16 protein-coding genes and 1 pseudogene are annotated in these 17,433 nt (G+C 67.4%); 5 read left to right on the forward strand and 12 right to left on the reverse strand.

Going from position 1 to position 17,433, the window contains the following annotated elements:
* Positions 1 to 33 precede the first annotated feature (33 nt).
* Positions 34 to 1,089, forward strand: a complete 1,056-nt coding sequence (locus VM780_RS14860; RefSeq protein WP_325448659.1) for an NAD(P)-dependent alcohol dehydrogenase — start codon at positions 34 to 36, stop codon at positions 1,087 to 1,089.
* A gap of 55 nt (positions 1,090 to 1,144) precedes the next feature.
* Here the strand turns inward: VM780_RS14860 and VM780_RS14865 are convergent, their stop codons facing one another.
* The 7 genes and pseudogenes from VM780_RS14865 to VM780_RS14895 form a co-directional block, all read right to left on the reverse strand.
* Entirely contained in the window at positions 1,145 to 1,345 is a 201-nt protein-coding gene (locus VM780_RS14865; RefSeq protein ID WP_325448661.1) for a hypothetical protein, read from the reverse strand.
* A 94-nt stretch (positions 1,346 to 1,439) separates the two neighbouring features.
* On the reverse strand, positions 1,440 to 1,895 hold the full coding sequence (locus tag VM780_RS14870) for a hypothetical protein (protein ID WP_325448663.1): 456 nt from the start codon (positions 1,893 to 1,895) through the stop codon (positions 1,440 to 1,442).
* Positions 1,896 to 1,926: 31 nt separating this feature from the next.
* Positions 1,927 to 2,673, reverse strand: coding sequence for a 3-deoxy-manno-octulosonate cytidylyltransferase (locus VM780_RS14875; protein ID WP_325448816.1), 747 nt, complete (start codon positions 2,671 to 2,673; stop codon positions 1,927 to 1,929).
* Positions 2,674 to 2,766: 93 nt separating this feature from the next.
* Positions 2,767 to 3,201: pseudogene (locus VM780_RS14880) on the reverse strand (KdsC family phosphatase); the annotation flags it as partial.
* A gap of 2 nt (positions 3,202 to 3,203) precedes the next feature.
* The gene (locus VM780_RS14885) at positions 3,204 to 4,304 is read right to left on the reverse strand and encodes an FkbM family methyltransferase (protein ID WP_325448664.1); all 1,101 of its coding nucleotides are present in this window, start codon (positions 4,302 to 4,304) and stop codon (positions 3,204 to 3,206) included.
* Positions 4,305 to 4,335: 31 nt separating this feature from the next.
* On the reverse strand, positions 4,336 to 6,249 hold the full coding sequence (locus tag VM780_RS14890) for a hypothetical protein (RefSeq protein ID WP_325448667.1): 1,914 nt from the start codon (positions 6,247 to 6,249) through the stop codon (positions 4,336 to 4,338).
* Positions 6,250 to 6,273: 24 nt separating this feature from the next.
* Positions 6,274 to 7,284 carry a KpsF/GutQ family sugar-phosphate isomerase gene (locus tag VM780_RS14895; protein ID WP_414652832.1) on the reverse strand — a complete coding sequence of 337 codons (1,011 nt, stop codon included), beginning with the start codon at positions 7,282 to 7,284 and terminating at the stop codon, positions 6,274 to 6,276.
* Between the two features lie 271 nt (positions 7,285 to 7,555).
* Between VM780_RS14895 and VM780_RS14900 the strand changes: the two genes are divergently transcribed.
* Together VM780_RS14900 and VM780_RS14905 are read left to right on the forward strand one after the other, a co-directional pair.
* On the forward strand, positions 7,556 to 8,890 hold the full coding sequence (locus VM780_RS14900; protein ID WP_325448671.1) for a right-handed parallel beta-helix repeat-containing protein: 1,335 nt from the start codon (positions 7,556 to 7,558) through the stop codon (positions 8,888 to 8,890).
* A gap of 43 nt (positions 8,891 to 8,933) precedes the next feature.
* On the forward strand, positions 8,934 to 9,572 hold the full coding sequence (locus VM780_RS14905; RefSeq protein WP_325448673.1) for an acyltransferase: 639 nt from the start codon (positions 8,934 to 8,936) through the stop codon (positions 9,570 to 9,572).
* A gap of 30 nt (positions 9,573 to 9,602) precedes the next feature.
* Here the strand turns inward: VM780_RS14905 and kdsA are convergent, their stop codons facing one another.
* On the reverse strand, positions 9,603 to 10,451 hold the full coding sequence (gene kdsA / locus VM780_RS14910; protein ID WP_325448674.1) for a 3-deoxy-8-phosphooctulonate synthase: 849 nt from the start codon (positions 10,449 to 10,451) through the stop codon (positions 9,603 to 9,605).
* Positions 10,452 to 10,568: 117 nt separating this feature from the next.
* Positions 10,569 to 11,015 carry an adenylyltransferase/cytidyltransferase family protein gene (locus VM780_RS14915; RefSeq protein ID WP_325448676.1) on the reverse strand — a complete coding sequence of 149 codons (447 nt, stop codon included), beginning with the start codon at positions 11,013 to 11,015 and terminating at the stop codon, positions 10,569 to 10,571.
* 204 nt (positions 11,016 to 11,219) lie between these two features.
* Here VM780_RS14915 and VM780_RS14920 point away from each other — a divergent pair, with 204 nt between their 5' ends.
* Together VM780_RS14920 and VM780_RS14925 are read left to right on the forward strand one after the other, a co-directional pair.
* A complete protein-coding gene (locus VM780_RS14920) occupies positions 11,220 to 11,981 on the forward strand; it encodes a hypothetical protein (RefSeq protein ID WP_325448818.1) in 762 nt (253 codons plus the stop codon).
* Positions 11,982 to 11,997: 16 nt separating this feature from the next.
* Positions 11,998 to 12,714, forward strand: a complete 717-nt coding sequence (locus VM780_RS14925) for a metallophosphoesterase family protein (protein ID WP_325448678.1) — start codon at positions 11,998 to 12,000, stop codon at positions 12,712 to 12,714.
* A 97-nt stretch (positions 12,715 to 12,811) separates the two neighbouring features.
* Here VM780_RS14925 and VM780_RS14930 read toward each other — a convergent pair whose 3' ends face one another.
* The 3 genes from VM780_RS14930 to VM780_RS14940 form a co-directional block, all read right to left on the reverse strand.
* Positions 12,812 to 15,256: a TonB-dependent receptor gene (locus VM780_RS14930; RefSeq protein WP_325448680.1), complete on the reverse strand. Its 2,445-nt coding sequence runs from the start codon at positions 15,254 to 15,256 to the stop codon at positions 12,812 to 12,814.
* Between the two features lie 215 nt (positions 15,257 to 15,471).
* Complete coding sequence (locus VM780_RS14935; RefSeq protein WP_325448682.1) at positions 15,472 to 16,845, reverse strand: FAD-containing oxidoreductase; 1,374 nt, start codon at positions 16,843 to 16,845, stop codon at positions 15,472 to 15,474.
* A complete protein-coding gene (locus VM780_RS14940; RefSeq protein ID WP_325448684.1) occupies positions 16,842 to 17,306 on the reverse strand; it encodes a DUF4126 family protein in 465 nt (154 codons plus the stop codon). The genes VM780_RS14935 and VM780_RS14940 overlap by 4 nt, the downstream gene beginning before the upstream one ends.
* Positions 17,307 to 17,433 lie beyond the last annotated feature (127 nt).

Genomic DNA, 17,433 nt, shown 5'->3' on the forward strand with positions numbered 1-17,433 from the left:
CGCGGCGCCAAACTCAAAATCGAGGATCTCTCCATGTTCGCTTGCACCGGATACGCCGCCGGCGCGGCCGACAAGCCGCTTCAGCCCTTCGACTTCCAGCGTCGCGACGTCGGTCCGACCGACGTCAAGATCGAGATCGCCTATTGCGGCGTCTGCCACTCCGACCTGCACACCGCGCGCAACGAGTGGAAGAACACCGTCTATCCTTGCGTTCCCGGACACGAGATCGTCGGCAAGGTGGTCGCCGTCGGCGCCGAGGTGACCCGCTTCAAGGTCGGCCAGAACGCCGCGATCGGCTGCATGGTCGACAGCTGCCGGACCTGCGCGAGCTGCAAGGAAGGTCTCGAGCAGTATTGCGAAAACATGTTCGTCGGAACCTATAACGGCGTCGACAAGAACACCGGCGAGAACACCTATGGCGGCTACTCGGACTCGATCGTTTGCGATCAGGACTTCGTTCTGAGCCTGCCCGAGAACCTCGACCTCGCAGCCGCCGCGCCGCTGCTCTGCGCCGGCATCACCACCTATTCGCCGCTCAGGCGCTGGAAGGTGGGGCCGGGCATGAAGGTCGGCGTCGTCGGCCTCGGCGGGCTCGGCCACATGGCCGTGAAACTCGCCCACGCCATGGGCGCGCATGTCGTTCTGTTCACGACCTCGCCCAACAAGGTCGAAGACGCCAAGCGGCTCGGCGCCGACGACGTCGTGATCTCCAGGGACAAGGAGCAGATGGCGGCGCACGCCTCGAGCTTCGATTTCATCCTCGACTGCGTCGCCGCGCAGCACGACATCAACGAGTATATCGGGTTGCTGAAGCGCGACGCGACGCTCTGCCAGGTCGGGGCGCCCGAGGAGCCGCTGGCGGTCGCGGTGTTCAGCCTGATCTTCTCGCGCCGCAATTTCGCGGGCTCGCTGATCGGCGGCATCGCGGAGACGCAGGAGATGCTCGACTTCTGCGGCCAGCACGGCATCACGTCCGACATCGAGATCATCCCGATCCAGGACATCGAGAAGGCCTACGAGCGGATGCTGAAGAGCGACGTCAAATACCGCTTCGTGATCGACATGAAGTCGCTCAAGCAGGCCGCCTGAGGTCGCCGGCAGGCTTCCTTCAGCGGCGGCGGAACAGAGCGCCGCGCCGCCGCCGCTAAAGCAGCTCGGGCGTAGCGCTGCGCGCCCAATAGAGGCCGCCCGGATGATCCTCGCCGGCGATCCAGCTCAGGCAGATCTCGGCGAGCTGGACCCCGAGATCGATGCCGAGCGCGATCAGGAAGACCCCCACGGCCGCGCCGATCGTTTCGCAGGCGCGGCCCACGGGATCTCGCAGATCATTGGGATCCAGCAGCACGAACGCCTCCTCAAGCGAGCTGCGCCCTTCATATCACCGCCCGGGGAGCCCGAGCCGTTCAATCTCTCGCGATGAAAGGCGCCGAAGCGGCTTTCTAGCGGCGCGTGCGGATCAGCGCGTCGATGCTTTCAAGCAGCAGTCGTCCCGCGCTTGGCGGCCAGGCCGGGACAGACGCCGAAGCGTGCTCATCCACGGCGACGGAGACGATCTCATAGCCTTCGTCGAGCACCCTGAGGGTCGACCATCGCACGGTCAGACGGACCTCTCCGGCGAACAGCGCAGAATCGACGTCAAGGCGAACGGCCCGCTTGCCCTGGTCCCTGTCGCAGCTGACTTCCCAGAGCACGTAGACCACGCTCGGCGCGCGATCCGGCGTCTCGATCGGCGCCGAAATCGACCGCCGCACCCCGATCGACCGCGCCACCGAAACCGGAGCCGCGATGAGCCCGAGGACGTCGCCGAACGCGACCGTCACGTGATATTTGGCCGGTCCCGCGGCGGCGACCTCGCCGTCATGGTTGTCAATCACCACGGTCAGTCGCTTCAGCATCGGCTCCGCTGAACCTCCGTCCGGCGGCTCGCTATGGCGTCGCGGCCGCAGCCCCCGCCATGATCTCTCTTGCGCGTTCGAGGTCTTCGGGCGTGTCGACGCCGAGCGGCACGACATCCACCGCGACGGCGTCGATCCGCATGCCGGCCTCGAGCGCCCTCAGCTGCTCGAGCTTCTCGCGCCGTTCGAGCGGCGACGGCGGCAGCCGCACGAAGCGCTCGAGCGCCGCCCGCCGGTAGCAGTAGAGCCCGATGTGGTGGTAGAGCGGCCCCGGCCCCGCAGGCGCCGTCGCGCGCGTGAAATAGAGGCAGCGGAAGCGCCCGGGCGCGACCTCGGCGCCGACCATCTTGACGACGCTCGGCGCGGTCTTCTCCTCCTCGCGGCCGATCTCGGCGACCAGCGTCGCGATCTCGACCTCGGGGTCATCGAGCGGCGCCAGGCTCTTGCGGATCGCCTGCGGGTCGAGCGTCGGCAGGTCGCCCTGGACGTTGACCACGAGGTTGAAGTCACGGTCGGGATCAATCGCGGTCAGCGCCTCGTAGATGCGGTCGGAACCGGAGGCGTGGTCGGGGCGCGTCAGCACGGCCCGGCCGCCGACGCGCGCGACCGCCTCCGCGACGGCGGCCGAATCGGTCGCGATCACCACCGGCCCGACGCCGGCCTCGCGCGCCCGCCGCCAGACATGCGCGATCATCGGCTCGCCGGCGATCTCCGCCAGCGGCTTGTTCGGCAGCCGGGTCGCCCCAAGCCGCGCCGGAATCAGCACAAGCGGACGCAGCGAAGATCTCGCGGTCTCCCCGCCCGCAGCCCTTATCAGCGCCTCGCAGAGCTCGCGCAGCGCGCCGCGGCCGCCGGGCGCGGCGGTGACGTGGCGGGCCGCCGCGAGCGCCTCGGGCCGCGCGTCGCACGGCGCGACCGGAAAGCCGACCGCGTTCAGACAGTCGAGATCGTTGACGTCATTGCCGATATAGACCGTCTCGGCGCGCGTCACGCCGTTCTCGGCGAGCCAGCGGTCGAGCTCCGGCAGCTTGTCCAGAATGCCCTGCCGGGCCTCGATCCTGAGCTTGTTCGCCCGCGCCGAGACCACCGGGTTGACCTCCTTCGACAGGATCAGCGTGCGGATCGCGGTCAGCTTGCGCAGCCGGTCGAGCCCCATCCCGTCCGAGCGGCTGGCGAACACCGCCTCCCGGCCGTCCTGGTCGACCAGCACCCGGTCGTCGGTGAACACCCCGTCGAAATCCATCACCAGCGCCTTCACCCCCGCCGGAAAGGCGAGCGGCTTGGGCTCCGACAGCCGCGTAAGCATGATCAGCTCACGATCCGCTCGACGGGCGCCGCGTAAAGGTCGGTCTCCGTGCTGTAACTGTTGTGGTGACCGAGATAAAACTTGTATTCGGGAAGCATGCGGGCGAGCGCCAGCGGTATCTCGAACAGATGCTCCATCGTGTGATAGATGCTGACCTGCAGCATCGGCCGCCTGTTGTTCAGCGTGTCGCGGGCGCCGTGGAGCACCGCCTGCTCGAAACCCTCGACGTCGAGGCTGATGAGGTCGCAGCGGCGTGAGCTGTCTTCGGCGAGGAAGCCGTCGATCGAGGTCGACCGGACGATGGTGTCGCCGTCCTCGTCAATGTTGGAGGACCCCGATCCGCTGGCCTTGAGGCGCACGAAGCCTTCCTGGTCGGTGAGCGCCGCCTCGACGATCTCGACCGCGCCGTGCTCGGGCGTGAGCTCCTCGGCGAGCGCCTGTTCGATCCGCCTGATGTTCGATTTGTCCGGCTCGAACGCATAGACCCTGCCGCCGGCGCCGACGCGCCGGGAGAAATCGAGCGATGTCCGGCCGTCATAGGCGCCTGCGTCGATCACGCCGTAGCCGTCGAGCGCCCGGACCTTCGGGTGGCTGTACTCCGGATAGTCCGCGATCCGCAGATAGCCATGGTCGCCGGAGATCCGGTGCCGGATGATCGAGCTCAAGGTCAGCCGGCTCTCGTCGTCCGCGAGCAGCCCGAACAGCTCGGAAAGCGCTGACCTGTTCTTCTCCAGGTAGTCGAACTGGGTGCGGCCGCCGCGATACTTCTGGTCCTCGCGAAACAGCACGTTGCGAAAGCCGTTCAGCGCGAGCGCGATGCATTTGCGGCGGATCTGCCGCCCGAAGGCCACGACCGCCAGATCCGGCCGCTCGCGCAGCCGCTCGACGTCGACATTGCCGATCACGGTGAGATTCCGCTGCGCCTCAAGCCCGCCGATGAACTCGGCTTTGCGACCCGCCGCGGTTTTGAACCATTTGCTGGCCTTCTCCATCTCGTCGACGTCGCAGACGATGAATGTCGGCCGCGCGCAGTCCGCTTTCTGATGGACGCGCCTGTAGAGCGGCGCCTCGGAGACCATCCGGATCATATCGTTCCCCGTCACGTTTGATGCCCCGCCTCAGTGACTTCTTTGGTCAGAAGAACCGCGACCCCAACACGCGGCGCAGAGAACCGAAGAAATTCACGCTCTTCTTGCTGTCGATATACTTCAGGACCCGGGCGCGGATCTCGGCGCCGGCGCGCGTCCGGTCGTTGCAGTCGATGAAGTGCGAATGATGTATCCAGTAGATGTAGCGCTTCAGCGTCGCCGAGGGCAGCAACGGCAGCTCGCCCCGAAACATCGTCGCGAATTCGCCCGGCCGGCGGACCTCGAAGCAGGCGTGCCGGTAGTCGCTCTTGCCGAACAGGTAGACCGGCTTCAGGTGGAACAGCGCCTCGAAGCCGACGCCGGAATTCACCACGCAGACCGCCGTCGCCCTGCGGATGAGATCGTGCACGGAGGCCGACGAGACGATGAACTCGCCCGCCGCCTCGCCGGTCTTCAGGCGCTCCGCCACCGCCGGCGAGGTGCAGAGCGGGTGCCGCTTGACCACCAGGTTCAGGCCGTTGGCGCGGCAGTAGTCCGAAACCTCCTGCAGCATGTCGAGCATCGGCACATGCGCGAGGCGCTGCACCGAGTCGTTGATGATCTGCAGGCCGACGAACAGATACGGCGTCGGAAGCTCCTGCTGGGCGGCGTCGGGCTGTTCGTACTTCGATATGTTTTTCGAGATCAGCGTGGTGGCGCGTTCTTGGAAGAACGCTTCGGCCTTTTCCAGGCTGATGGCGCCGAGGTTCAGGTCGTTGAGGTCGAGATCGGCGACCGAACACCAGCCCGCATATCCCTGCGGATCGAAGGTCATGTAGCCGGGGTGGTAGGCCTCCTTGAAGTGGATGCTCAGGCCCGGCGCGTCCTGGGTGTGATAGGACACCAGGCATCTGCCCTTCCGGCCCGGGACGACCGTCTGGCTGTCGAGCTTCGAGCGAACCCGGATCGGCCGACCCGTGGCCTTGGCGGCGGCGAAGATCTCGGAATGCGCGAACCGGAGCGTCGACCGGAACAGCGGGTTCTCGTTCGGCTTGAAGGTGAGCGCCGCCGACGACAGCACCACCTCGATCGCGTCCGGCGGCGTCGGCAGCTTGAGACCCCGGATGCGCCGCTGGAGGTCCACTCGCGCGGCCTCGACCTGGTCCAGCCAGCCATCCGCCTCGCGCCGGACGAGCGCGACCGTAGCCGCGAGATCGTCCACACCTGAAAGCTTGCGCTTCCGGGCCAGCGCGACGACGTGTTCGGCCCGCTCGAGGTCGTAGAGATCGAGCCAGAACCGCGCGAGCCGAACATACTCACGCTTGAACTCCTTGGGGTGCTTCTCGCACGCCTTGGCGTCCTTCATCGCGCGCCTGAGCGCGAGCTTCATCACGCCGAACCTGCGAATCCGCTCCGATACGAGGGCGAGGCCTTTCGCGAAGCGGAACTTGATGCCGGGCGTCAGCTCCAGATATTTCTGCCCCGCGGTGACGGAGGCGTCGATCTCGCCGCCATAGCGGCAGATGAACCAGATCGCGTGCCAGACGTCGGCGTTCGGCCCTGTGATCGCCAGGAGCTCATGAAGTCGATCCTGGGCGCCCGCCACATCGTCTTTCGCGGCGAGAACAAACGCCCTTGTCATGTGCGACTGAAAAGCGTTGAGGTAGCGGCTTCGGTCGATGTCTGAAGTTCTGGTGGCGTGCCGCGGATAGACGATCTTGCGGATATACTCCATGTAGCAGATGTCGCTGATCGCGCCTGACAGCGCGAGGCGAACGATCCTGCGCTCGGCGGCCGCGAAGTTCTTGGCCTTCATCAGCGCGAGCGCGGTCGATTCCAGCCGCGCCCGGGCGCCGGCTGACGCCCTGCTGCGCCGCAGCGCGACCACGGCGGCGCCGAAAGGCGCCTGCGGCCGGTCAAGGCCGCCGCCCTCCGGAGCCGCGGGCGGGACGGGCGGCGTCGCCGCGGGGAGGCGCTGCAAGGCTGGCAGGGCGGCCGCCACGGCTCAGGCGACGCCCAGCTTGATCAGATCGTGCATATGCACGACCCCGATGTCCGGTCCCTGGTCCACCACGAACAGGGCGGAGATCACGTTGGCCTGCATCTCGCTCAGCGCGGTCGCGGCCAGTTCGCCGCCCGAGATCGTCTGCGGGGTCTCGGTCATGACCGCGTCGACCACCATGTCGGTGAGGTGCGGCCCCATGTGGCGGCGCAGGTCGCCGTCGGTGATCACCCCGATCAGCGCCCCGGCCGCGTCCGTCACGGCGACGCAGCCGAGGCTCTTGGCGGACATCATGATCAGGGCTTCGGCCATCCCGGTCCCCGAGCGCACGACGGGCGCCGCATCGCCGGAGCGCATGACGTCCTTCACCAGCGTCAGCACGCCGCCGAGCTTGCCGCCCGGGTGGAACCGCTTGAACTCGAGCGGCGTGAACCTGCGCCGCTCGAGCAGCGCGACCGAGAGCGCATCGCCGATCGCGAGCTGCATCAGCGTCGACGTCGTCGGCGCGAGCCCATGCGGACAGGCTTCGGAGACCGTCGGCAGCACAAGCGCGAGATCGGCCGCCTTGCCGAGCGCGCTCCGGCCGTTCGAGGTGATGGCGATCAGCGGCACCCGGAAGCGGCCCGCGTAATTCACCAGGTCGCGAAGTTCCGCAGTCTCGCCCGACCAGGACAGCGCGAGCACCACGTCGTTCGCGGTGATCATGCCGAGATCGCCGTGGCTCGCCTCTGCGGGATGAACGAAGAAGGCCGGCGTTCCGGTCGAGGCGAGCGTCGCCGCGATCTTGCGGGCGATGTGCCCGCTCTTGCCCATGCCGGTGACGATCGTGCGGCCCGCGGCGTCGCCGATCAGATCGACCGCCTCCGCGAAGGCCTGACCGAGCGCGCCTTCGAGAGACTTCCGGAGGCGGGCGACGCCCGCGACCTCGACATCGACTGTCCGCAGCGCGGAGTCCACGGAAGCAGCGAACGCCCGGCCTTGAGCCAGCGCGTCGAGCGGCTGCTGCACTGCCATATCCATTGCGCCATCCCCTGAGTGAGATCTTCGGGCGCCGACAGCACGGAGGCCGCAAAAGCCGCACGCGCCGGGCGTCGCCTATATTCACCCATTAGCGTTCAATTCTGTCATACACAAGTATGATTCACATTACCTGCGCGTCTACGCCGCAATTATGACAGTTACGACAGATCTGTGAATGTCATAAACCTGTCATAGCTCGCGTATACTGTCGGGACATTCTGCGAGTCGGTTGACGGTCGCGCGGACGACTGAGGCAGGTGGGAATTTGAGGAACAGCTACGGCCCGGGCGGGAGTGCAGCGCAGCATGGCGTACCCCGCCCGACGGACGGCCGGGCCGCCGCCGTCGTCGTGGTCGCCGGCGCCCTGATCTTCCCCCAGATCGCGCAAGCCAGAGAGGGCGCTGCGGAACCCGTGGGAGCGGCCGCGTGCCCGCCGCCCCGCGTCTCCGAGCGGAGCATCGTTCTCGACGGCGGCTGCATCTACGACGCGCCGATCGTCCTGAAACAGAGCGGCGCCACGCTCGACTGCCGCGGCGCGCTAATCGACGTCGGACGGCGCCACCGGTTCGGCGTGGAGATCGGCGTTGCGGCGGGCGTGCGCGACGTCACGGTCAGGAACTGCCGCATCGCGAACGCCACCAACAGCGGCGTCTTGGTCGGCTGGCAGTCGCCCGCCTCGGTGCGGGAAAAGAAGTATTCGGCAGACGAGCGCTACGCGTCGGGCACCCGGAACGTCACGCTCGACAATGTCACCTCAAACGACAACGACGTGGCCGGCGTCTATGTCCTGGCCTACTCACAGGACGTGCGGATAACGGGCGCTCATCTCAGCCGCAACGCCGGCGTCGGGGTCTATATCGGGCCGCAGTCGGTGCGCACGACCGTCGAAGACAGCGAGCTTGCCTCGAACGGGCTGGGATCGCCGCGCCATGCCCGTCGGGGACTCGGCCGGCGCGAGGGCGTCGCGATCGATTCCTCGAGCGACAACGTCATCCGCCGCAACACGATCCGGGGCAATGGCGGCGCGGTCTATCTCTACAAGAACTGCCAGGAGATGGTGTCAGGCCACGGCCGGAACTTCAAACGCACGATGCCGAGCGAGCGCAACCGGATCGAGGACAACAAGATCCAGGACTCGCTGGTCGGAGTCTGGGCCGCGTCGCGGCAAAGCCGCATCCTGTCTTCGTCGGACTGCGGAGATCCGTATTACGGCGACGGCAAATACGTGCTGGACAGGGCGCCGAACAACGTCATTGCCCGCAACGTCTTCTCGGACGTCGGCATCGCCGCCGTGATCGAGGACGACGGGAACCGCTTCGTCGACAACGTCATCAGCGGCGCCTCCGGATCCTGCGCGGTGGTCGGAACAGGCCCCCGGTCGGAGAAGCTCGGCCGCCCGGTCACGGACGTCGTGGTCGCCGGCAATCGCTGCCGGTCCGAGAAGGACGGCTATGTGTTCGCGTTCGGGGCCTCGGCGTCAGGGTTTGGCGCGAACGAGCTGAACGGCCGGAACGCGGCCCCGTCCGAGGCCCGCTGCGCCGCCGGCATCATGCCGTTCAAGGGGCTCGGATATGCCGACGCCTGCAGCCAGGCGCGATGAGCTGCGGATTCCTGATGTTTCGCCGTCGGCCGAGGAGGTGCATGTGAACATTGAGCTCGTGGACGAGAGCGATGTCAGGAACAACCGGGTGACCTATTCCGGGGACCGGTCGGCGATGCCGTCCGTGCTCTCCGTGGTGGGGGAATCGAACCGCTTGGATCTCGGCGCAGCCGGAAAGCTCGCCGGGCTGCAGGTCACCGTCAAAGGCTCGCGCAACCGGCTGATCATCGGCGACGACTGCATCCTGAACGGCCGGATCATCATCAAGGGCGACGCCCAGACCGTCCGGATCGGCGCCCGGACCTCGTTCCAGCACGTCTCCGTCTACAGCGTCGAAGGCTGCGACGTGACGATCGGGCAGGACTGCATGTTCTCCAAGCGCATCGAGATCCGGACGTCGGATTCCCATTCCATCGTCGACCGCGCGACCGGCCTGCGGCTCAACAGGCCGGGCTCGGTGACGATCGGGGATCACGTCTGGATCGGGCTGGAGGCGGTCGTCTCGAAGGGCGTGCGGGTTCCGGACAATTCGATCGTGGGCGCCAAGTCCTTCGTGAACAAGTCGTTCCACGAGCCCTATGTGCTGATCGCGGGCGTTCCGGCGGGGATCATCCGGCGGAACGTCGACTGGGACCGCCGCCTGCTCCCCGTCGAACCTGTGCTGGCCCTGCGCGAAGCCTGAGGTTCGGGCGCGCGAGCGCCCGAACCTTCGTCAGGCGGACTTGGCGAGCCGGTCGAAGGCCATCAGGCGCTCGAGCAGCGCCGGCATGTCCTTGAGCGCGATCATGTTCGGTCCATCCGAGGGCGCATGGTCCGGGTCCGGATGCGTCTCGATGAACACGCCCGCGACGCCGACGGCGACCGCCGCCCGCGCCAGCACGGGGACGAATTCGCGCTGGCCGCCAGAGGACGTGCCCTGTCCGCCCGGCTGCTGCACCGAGTGGGTGGCGTCGAAGATCACCGGCGCGCCGGTCTTCGCCATCTCGGGCAGCGCGCGCATGTCGGAGACCAGCGTGTTGTAGCCGAACGACGCGCCGCGCTCGGTAAGCAGGACGCGGCGGTTGCCGGCGCTGGTCAGCTTGTCGACGACGTTGCGCATGTCCCAAGGGGCGAGAAACTGCCCCTTCTTGACATTGACGGCACGGCCGGTTGCGGCGGCGGCCAGCAGCAGATCGGTCTGCCGGCACAGGAAGGCCGGGATCTGCAGCACGTCGACGGCTTCGGCGACCGGGGCGCACTGCGCGGCGTCATGAACGTCCGTCAGCACCGAGAGGCCGAGGCTCTCGCGAATTTCGGCGAACACCGGCAGCGCCGCCTGCAGCCCGACCCCGCGCTGCGCGGAGGCGCTGGTGCGGTTCGCCTTGTCGAAGGAGGTCTTGAAGACGAGGCCCATCCCGAGCTTGGCCGTCATCTCCTTCAGCGCGGAGGCGACCTCGAGCGCGTGGGCCCGGCTCTCGAGCTGACAGGGCCCGGCGATCAGCGCCAGCGGCAGCTCGGCGCCGAAGCGCGCCGAGCCGACGTCGACCACGGCTTCGGGTCGGTTCTGGACGGGAGCGTTCATGAGGCTCGGTTCTCCGATTGCGCTGGACCGCAGATAAGCAAACCGCGGTGTCGTGCGTATGACGAAATCGTCACACGCGCGAGCCGCGATCTTGCGCCGCGCGCCGACGCGAGGCCTTCAGGCTGACGCGCGCGGCTCGAAGGGCGCCGGCAGCACCACCGGGCTCGGCCTGCGCTGGCGGACCGCCCGGCGCGGAAGCGCGGTGCTCAGGATCTCCGCCCGCGGCAGGTAGACCACCCTGCACCATGGCCTCAGGAAGTCGAGCCTGCCGGTCCACTCGCCGCCGATGCCGAGGACGTCGACGCCGAGCCGCCGCACGTCCATCGACTTCTGCTCCCAGCCATATTCGGGAAGCACGGCGGTGACGCATCGCAGCGCCGAGACGAGCCGGATGCGGGCTTCGAAACCGATCACGCAGCGCTCGCCTTTGAGCCGGCTGAAGGCGTCTGTCGAGACGCCGACGAAAAGCTCGTCCCCGAGAGCCGCGACCTGCTCCAGGAAGTCGAGGTGAACGGCGCGGAGCAGGTCGAACGTGCCGTAGGTGATGACCCTGACCAAATTCACTCCAGCACGAGCGCCGAGGTCGCAAACGACCCCATCCCATACGGCGCCTCCCTGACAGCCGGGTGACAGCTTCGGGGTCGCGCCGCCTTGCTCCCGGGCGCGCCGCGCCGCCGCATGCGGGCGGCGGAACCAGCTCGCCCGACGGGTGTTGCGATAGACGCAACATCAGGCGGAACAGGAGCGAGCGAGCAGCGCGTGCGTCACATCGAAGCCAAGGCGGAGCCGGAACTGTCGCAGCCGGGCGCCGCCGCGTTCTACGAAGAGGCCCTGGCGGAGCTCAGCGCCGCGTCGATTCCGTTCCTCCTGGCCGGCACCTATGCGGTCAGCGCCTATACGGGCGTCACGCGCGAGACCAAGGATCTCGACGTATTCTGCAAGGCCAGCGACTTCTCCCGCATCCTCGGCCACTTCAAGAGAAGCGGCTTCGAGATCGTGGTCGAGGACGAGCGCTGGCTCGGCAAGGTGCGGCGCGGCGATCTGTTCTTCGACGTCATCTTCGCCTCCGCGAACGGCACGATGCCGGTCGGCGACGAGTGGTTCGAGCACGCTCGCGCGGTCGAACTCTTCGGGCAGACGCTCAGGATCGTCTCGCCGACCGAGCTGATCTGGTCGAAGTGCTTCATCCAGCTGCGTCACCGCTATGACGGGCCGGACATCGCCCACGTCATCCTGAAGGCCCGGCGCGACATCGATTGGAGGCGGCTGCTCAACTACATGGAGCTGCACTGGGAGGTGCTGCTCGCCCATCTGATCAATTTCCGATGGTGCTACCCCACCGAGCGCGACGCGGTCCCGGACTGGCTGCTGGACGAACTGCTCGGGCGGCTCGCGCGCCAGCGGGAGCTGCCGCGGCCGCAGATGAAGGTCTGCCGCGGCCGCATGTTCTCGCGCGTGGACTACGCGATCGACGTCGCCGAGTGGGGCTTCGCCGACGTCGGCGGCGAGGGCGACTGGCGCAACGAGTGAGCTGGGCGGAGAGGCGATGACGGACGGCGTTCTCAGGGTCGCGGCGATCGGCGACCTGCACGTGAAGGAAGAGGCGACCAGCTCTTTCAAGGAGATGTTCGCCGAGATCTCGCGGGAAGCGGACGCGCTGGTGCTCGCCGGCGATCTCACCGACCTCGGCAAACCGGGCGAGGCGGAGCTGCTCGCCGAGGATCTGCGCGCCTGTTCGGTCCCGGTGGTGGCGGTTCTGGGCAACCACGACTTCGAGTCCGACGCGGTCGAGGAGATATCCGTCATCCTGCGCCAGGCCGGCGTCCGGTTGCTCGACGGTCAGGCGACCGAGATCGAGGGCGTCGGCTTCGTCGGCGTGAAGGGCTTTGTGGGCGGGTTCGGCAAGGCGATGCTGGGGGCGTTCGGCGAACCGGCCATCAAGGCGATCGTGGCCGAGAGCCTCAGCGAGGCGATGCGGCTCGAGAACGCGATGCGCAAGGTCTCGGCCGAGCGCTCGCTGGTCGTGCTGCACTATGCGCCGATCCCGGACACCATCGCGGGCGAGCCGCTCGAAATCTTCCCGTTTCTGGGATCGTCCCGGCTCGCCGAGATCATCGACCGGTTTCCCGTGAAGGCGGTCGTGCACGGCCACGCGCATCGCGGCGTCTATGAGGGCCGCACGCCCGGCGGGGTTCCGGTGTTCAACGTCGCGCATCACATCGAGAAGCCCGGCGGCAAGCCCTATGGGCTGCTCGAGCTCTGAGCAAGAGCGCGTCGGCGAGGTCCGACAGCCGGGCTGAAACGAAAAAGGCCGGCCCCGTAGGGCCGGCCTCTCCGCGTCGCTCCTTCGGAGCCTTCGCTCAGTCCTTGGTGGTCAGCACCGGAGCGGCGTCCGCGGTGAACTTGTAGGCGATGCCGCCGTAGAAGCCGCGCGGCCGGGCCGGGGTGATGCTCCGGCTGCCGTTGAGGTTCAGGAACTCGATGTCGTCGTTTTCGAAGAACGTCCCGTAGGTCGCGTACTTGTTGTTGAAGACGTTGTCGACGAGGCCGAACACGCGGATCTGGTCGGTGACCTGATAGGACGCGTTGGCGTTGAAGACGACATAGCCCTTGAGCTTCTTCTCCTGGTTGGATTCGTCGCCCACGAAGTACTGGCCGGACATCGCCACCACGTCGGCGCCGAGGGTCAGCTTCGGGATCGGCCGGAACGCCACGCCCGCCTTGAACTGATGGGCCGGAATGGCGGGCAGCTTGTCGCCCTTGTGGACGCGGATTTCGCCCTGGCCGTTGGCCGAGGGGTTGTTCGGCGAGCCCAGCGTCACGGCCTTGCGGAAGGTCGCGTCGATGTAGCTGTAGTTCGCGTAAACGCCCCACATGTCGGTCTGGTAGTCGGCCGAAAGCTCGATGCCGGCTCGCTGCGTGTCGCCCGCGTTCTTGAAGTAGCCGCGGCCGGTGATGAAGCTCGGGATCGTCAGGATGTCGTTGCTGTTGTAGGCCAGATAGCCGCCGATCTTCCAGTTCAGCAGGCCGCCGAAGCCGGGCGTCGTGTGGCCGCGCAGGCCGATTTCGCCGGTGCGGGTGACGACCTGCTTCAGGGGCGGATCGGAGACCAGGAAGCCTTCAAGCTGGCAGGGGTTCGACGGATCGGCGCAGCCGAGTTCGAGCGGCGTCGGGGCGCGGTTGCTTTCCGAGTAGCCGGCGTAGGCCGTCATCTCTGGCGTGATCTTGTAGGTGACGCCGGCCATCGGGTTGAAGCGGGTGAAGTTGTGCGAGCCGTCGATGCCGGCCCCCACGGGGTTTCCGTTGACGTCGACATTGAAGAACGGGCTGTAATCCTTAAGCCGGATATGAGCGTAGTTCAGCCGGGCGCCGAGCGTCGCCGAGAAACGGTCGGTGATGTCGAGCGTGTCGCTGAGGTAGAGCCCGAGATAATCGTTCCGGGTCTTCACGTCGGTCGGCAGGATGCCGCCCGGGAAGGTGGTGTGATAGATGTCGCCGGTGCCGATGACCTGCAGGTTGTTCGGGACGATGCCGAGTTCGCTGTAGCCGCTGAAGTCGCTCCAGCCGTGGTCGTAGCTGACGCCCGCCACGAAATGGTTGGTCTTGCCGAACAGTTCGCTGGTGTTGGTCACCTGCGCCGTGCCGCCGACCGTCTGCGACTTGGTGCGCGACCGCTCGATCGAGCCGGGACGGTCGGCGAAGCCCGCCGGCGTCTGGACCGGATTGCCGTTCCGGTCGCGCACGATCAGGCGGGGATCGTCCTCGTCCGGGTTCTGGCCCGTCGCCGGGTCGATGATGTCGTCGGCCTCGAGGCAGAGGATCGCGGGATTGTCCTCGCAGGGCCGCACGTCGGTGTCGTTGCCGTCGACATGCTTCTGCTTGAACCGGCGATAATAGGCGTTGGTCTGCAGCGACCACGAATTGCCGAGGTCGAACTGGCCGGTCAGGTTGAGCTGCGCGGCCTGGTTGTCCGTGGTCTGCGGCCCGGTATAGACCGCGTCGCGCCCGCCGCGGGCGAGCAGTTCACGCGGCGTCGGCCCGACCACGCCAAGATGCGTGTCCGCGAGCGCGAAGTTCAGGTGGATCTCGGCGGCGTCGGCCTTGTAGCCGACATCGCCATAGACGCGCTTGACGTTCGAGGCGGAGTAGTCGCGCCAGCCGCCGTCGCGCTCGCCCTCGACCGCCAGATAGGTCGCCCAGTTGCCGAACTGCTGGCCCCACTGCGCGTTGCCGGAGAACTTGCCGAATGAGCCGGCCTGGAACTCCGTCTCCAGCCCCTGATAGGTGAAGCCGTTCTTCATCTTGATGTTGAGCGCGCCGCCGAGCGCGTTCAGGCCGAACACCGGATTGTTGGTCCAGATGTCCGTGCGGTCGATCGCCGTCTCGGGGATCAGGTCGAAATTCACCGTGTCGCCGAACGCCTCGTTCTGGCGCACGCCGTTCTGGTAGACCGCGATGCCCTGCGGGATGCCGTTGAGCGGCGAGGCCACGAAGCCGCGGAAATAGAAGTCCTTGAAGTAGGGATTGCCCTGCACGTCGCTGAGGCTGACCGACGGCGTCTTGCGGGCGATCGCCGCCGAGACGGAGCGGTCGGAAACGTTGGCGAGGTCGCTCTGCGTGATCGAGGTGACGTTGGCCGGGACCTTGTCGCTGTCGAGCGCGTCGCCGCCGAGAGGCGTCGTGCCGATCACGTCGATTTCCTCCAGCGCCGTCGCGCCCCCGTCCTGCGCCAGAGCCGGCCCGAGCGACGCAAGCGTCGCCAGGCTGACCGTCCCGAGCAGCACCGCCGATCTTCTGAGCCTCATCCCCCGCAGTCCCCCTGACGCAACCAATCCTGCCTGTCCCGGCAGCCAGGATTTTCTTAGAACGTCCGCAGAGTCGCCATCAATCGAACACTGATGTGGCGGTGTCGGTTTGCGCGCTTAAGATGCTGATTTACAACATTATTATTATCTCATAGTCGAAACCCGCGTGCGCGCGGCGACTATTTCCCGAGCGACCGGGAACATTTGCCATGCGGTTACGGCAATGCTTCCTGAAGCACAGTGGGGATGAGCTCCGACACCGTCGGGTGAATAGGAACGGCCTTTTCGAGCTCCGGATAGGGCGCGCCGAGATTCATCACGTCGAGGATGCCGTGAATGGCTTCGTCGCCGCCGACGCCCAGGATGGCGGCCCCCAGGATCTCCTGCCTCTCGGCGTCCACCACGATCTTCATGAACCCAGCCGTCTCGCCCTTCTCGACGGCGCGCGCCACCCGGGTCATCGGCCTGACGCCGACCCTGACCTTGTATCCGGCGGCTCGGGCGGCCGCCTCCGTCAGCCCGACCCGGCCGAGCGGCGGATCGGTGTAAAGCGCGTAAGCAGGGATGCGGTCGCTCACCCGGCGGGAGGCGCCGTCCAGCAGGTTCGCGGCCACGATCTCGAAATCATTATAGGCGGTGTGCGTGAAGGCGCCGCGGCCGTTGCAATCGCCGAGCGCCCAGATGTTTGGCGCAGTGGTCCTGAGCTCGTCGTCGACCTTCACATAACCGCGCCCGTCGAGCTCCACGCCGGCCTTTTCCACGTCGAGATCGTCGGTGTTCGGGCGGCGGCCGATGGCGAGCAGCACCTCGTCGCCGACGATCTCGGGAGCGCCGGCGGCGCAGTCGAGACCGACTGCGATCTCCTCGCCGCGCGGCTCGAAGCGAATGCACTCTGCGCCGGTCCTGATCTCGACGCCTTCGCGCTCGAGGATTTCCCCGATGGCGTCCGAGACGTCCTCGTCCTCGCGGCTCGCCAGCCGCGCGCCTTTTTCGATCACCGTCACCTCGCTGCCGAAGCGGCGGAACATCTGCGCGAATTCGAGCCCGATATAGCTGCCGCCGATGACCACGAGCCGCCGCGGCAGGTTCTGGAGCCGCAGGATCGAGGAATTGGTGAGATAGCGTATGTCGCTCAGCCCCAGCATGTCGGGGGCGAGCGCCCGGCCGCCGACGTTCAGGAAGATGCGGTCGGCGGTCAGCGACTCGTCGCCCACGCTGACCTCGCGCGGCGACGCGAAGCGCGCGTGGCCCTGGTAGACGGAGCAGCGCTCCATCCCGCGCAGCCAGGACTCCACGCCGTCGCGTGACTTGCCCGAGATGGCGTCCTTGCGCGCCATCACGGCGGCGAAGTCGACGCTCACGCCATCAGGCAATCTCACGCCGTAGTCGGCGGCGCGCCGCGCGAGATGCGCCGCATAGGCGCTCGCCACCATCGCCTTGGTGGGCGTGCAGCCCGTGTTCACGCAGGTGCCGCCGAACAGATGGCGCTCGACGAGCGCGACCGTCATTCCGGCCGAAGTCAGCCGGCCGGCGAGCGCGGGCCCGGCCTGGCCGGCGCCGATGATGATGGCGTCGAAACGGGCCGTCACAGCAGCGCTCCGACGGCTACGGCTGTCACGCCGACGGCCGCGGCGTCCTCGACCAGGGCCGCCGGCATGTCCCGTCCGAACGCCGCGGCGAGGCGCGCGCGCGCGGCCGCGCCTCCGAGCGTGCCCAGAACCGCGCCTGCGACGCCGGCGAGCAGGCCAAATGTGGTCACGCCAGCGGGAAAGCCGATCGCGGCGCCGCAGATCGCTCCGCTCACGATGCGCGTCGCAAAGGCGTGCGGAACCTTGCGGCTCGGCGTCTGGGGCAGCTTGTCGCCGACGAGTTCGAGCGCCGCCAGGGCGGTCAGGATCACGGGCGTCCAGGCATAGTCCAGAAAGGCGAGCCAGCTCCCGTCCAGATCGAGCCAGCCGAGCTGCGCGGCCCAGCTGACGGCCGCGGGCGCGGTCATGCTGCGGAGGCCGGCCACAAGGCCGATGAGCAGGGCTGCAAGCAGCGGGAGCATCGGGAGCCTCCTGGGCGGCGGTGTCTCGGTTAAGCGAGGAGAGCATCGCACATCCGCCTTCACGCGGCGAAGGTCCCTCTTGGCGCGCGCCCTATGTTGATCGATGGTTCGGCCGCCGTTTCGGAGT

The sequence above is a fragment of the Hansschlegelia sp. genome (genome assembly GCF_035538955.1).
In the GTDB taxonomy this organism is placed as follows: Bacteria; Pseudomonadota; Alphaproteobacteria; order Rhizobiales; family Methylopilaceae; genus Methylopila.

What these genes read in the sequence shown, in the direction of transcription:
- VM780_RS14860 (WP_325448659.1), top strand. Translation starts at nt 34, where the DNA reads ATGTTCGCTTGCACCGGATACGCCGCCGGCGCGGCCGACAAGCCGCTT.
- VM780_RS14870 (WP_325448663.1), bottom strand. Translation starts at nt 1,895, where the DNA reads ATGCTGAAGCGACTGACCGTGGTGATTGACAACCATGACGGCGAGGTC.
- VM780_RS14895 (WP_414652832.1), bottom strand. Translation starts at nt 7,284, where the DNA reads ATGGCAGTGCAGCAGCCGCTCGACGCGCTGGCTCAAGGCCGGGCGTTC.
- kdsA (WP_325448674.1), bottom strand. Translation starts at nt 10,451, where the DNA reads ATGAACGCTCCCGTCCAGAACCGACCCGAAGCCGTGGTCGACGTCGGC.
- VM780_RS14925 (WP_325448678.1), top strand. Translation starts at nt 11,998, where the DNA reads ATGACGGACGGCGTTCTCAGGGTCGCGGCGATCGGCGACCTGCACGTG.
- VM780_RS14930 (WP_325448680.1), bottom strand. Translation starts at nt 15,256, where the DNA reads ATGAGGCTCAGAAGATCGGCGGTGCTGCTCGGGACGGTCAGCCTGGCG.
- VM780_RS14940 (WP_325448684.1), bottom strand. Translation starts at nt 17,306, where the DNA reads ATGCTCCCGCTGCTTGCAGCCCTGCTCATCGGCCTTGTGGCCGGCCTC.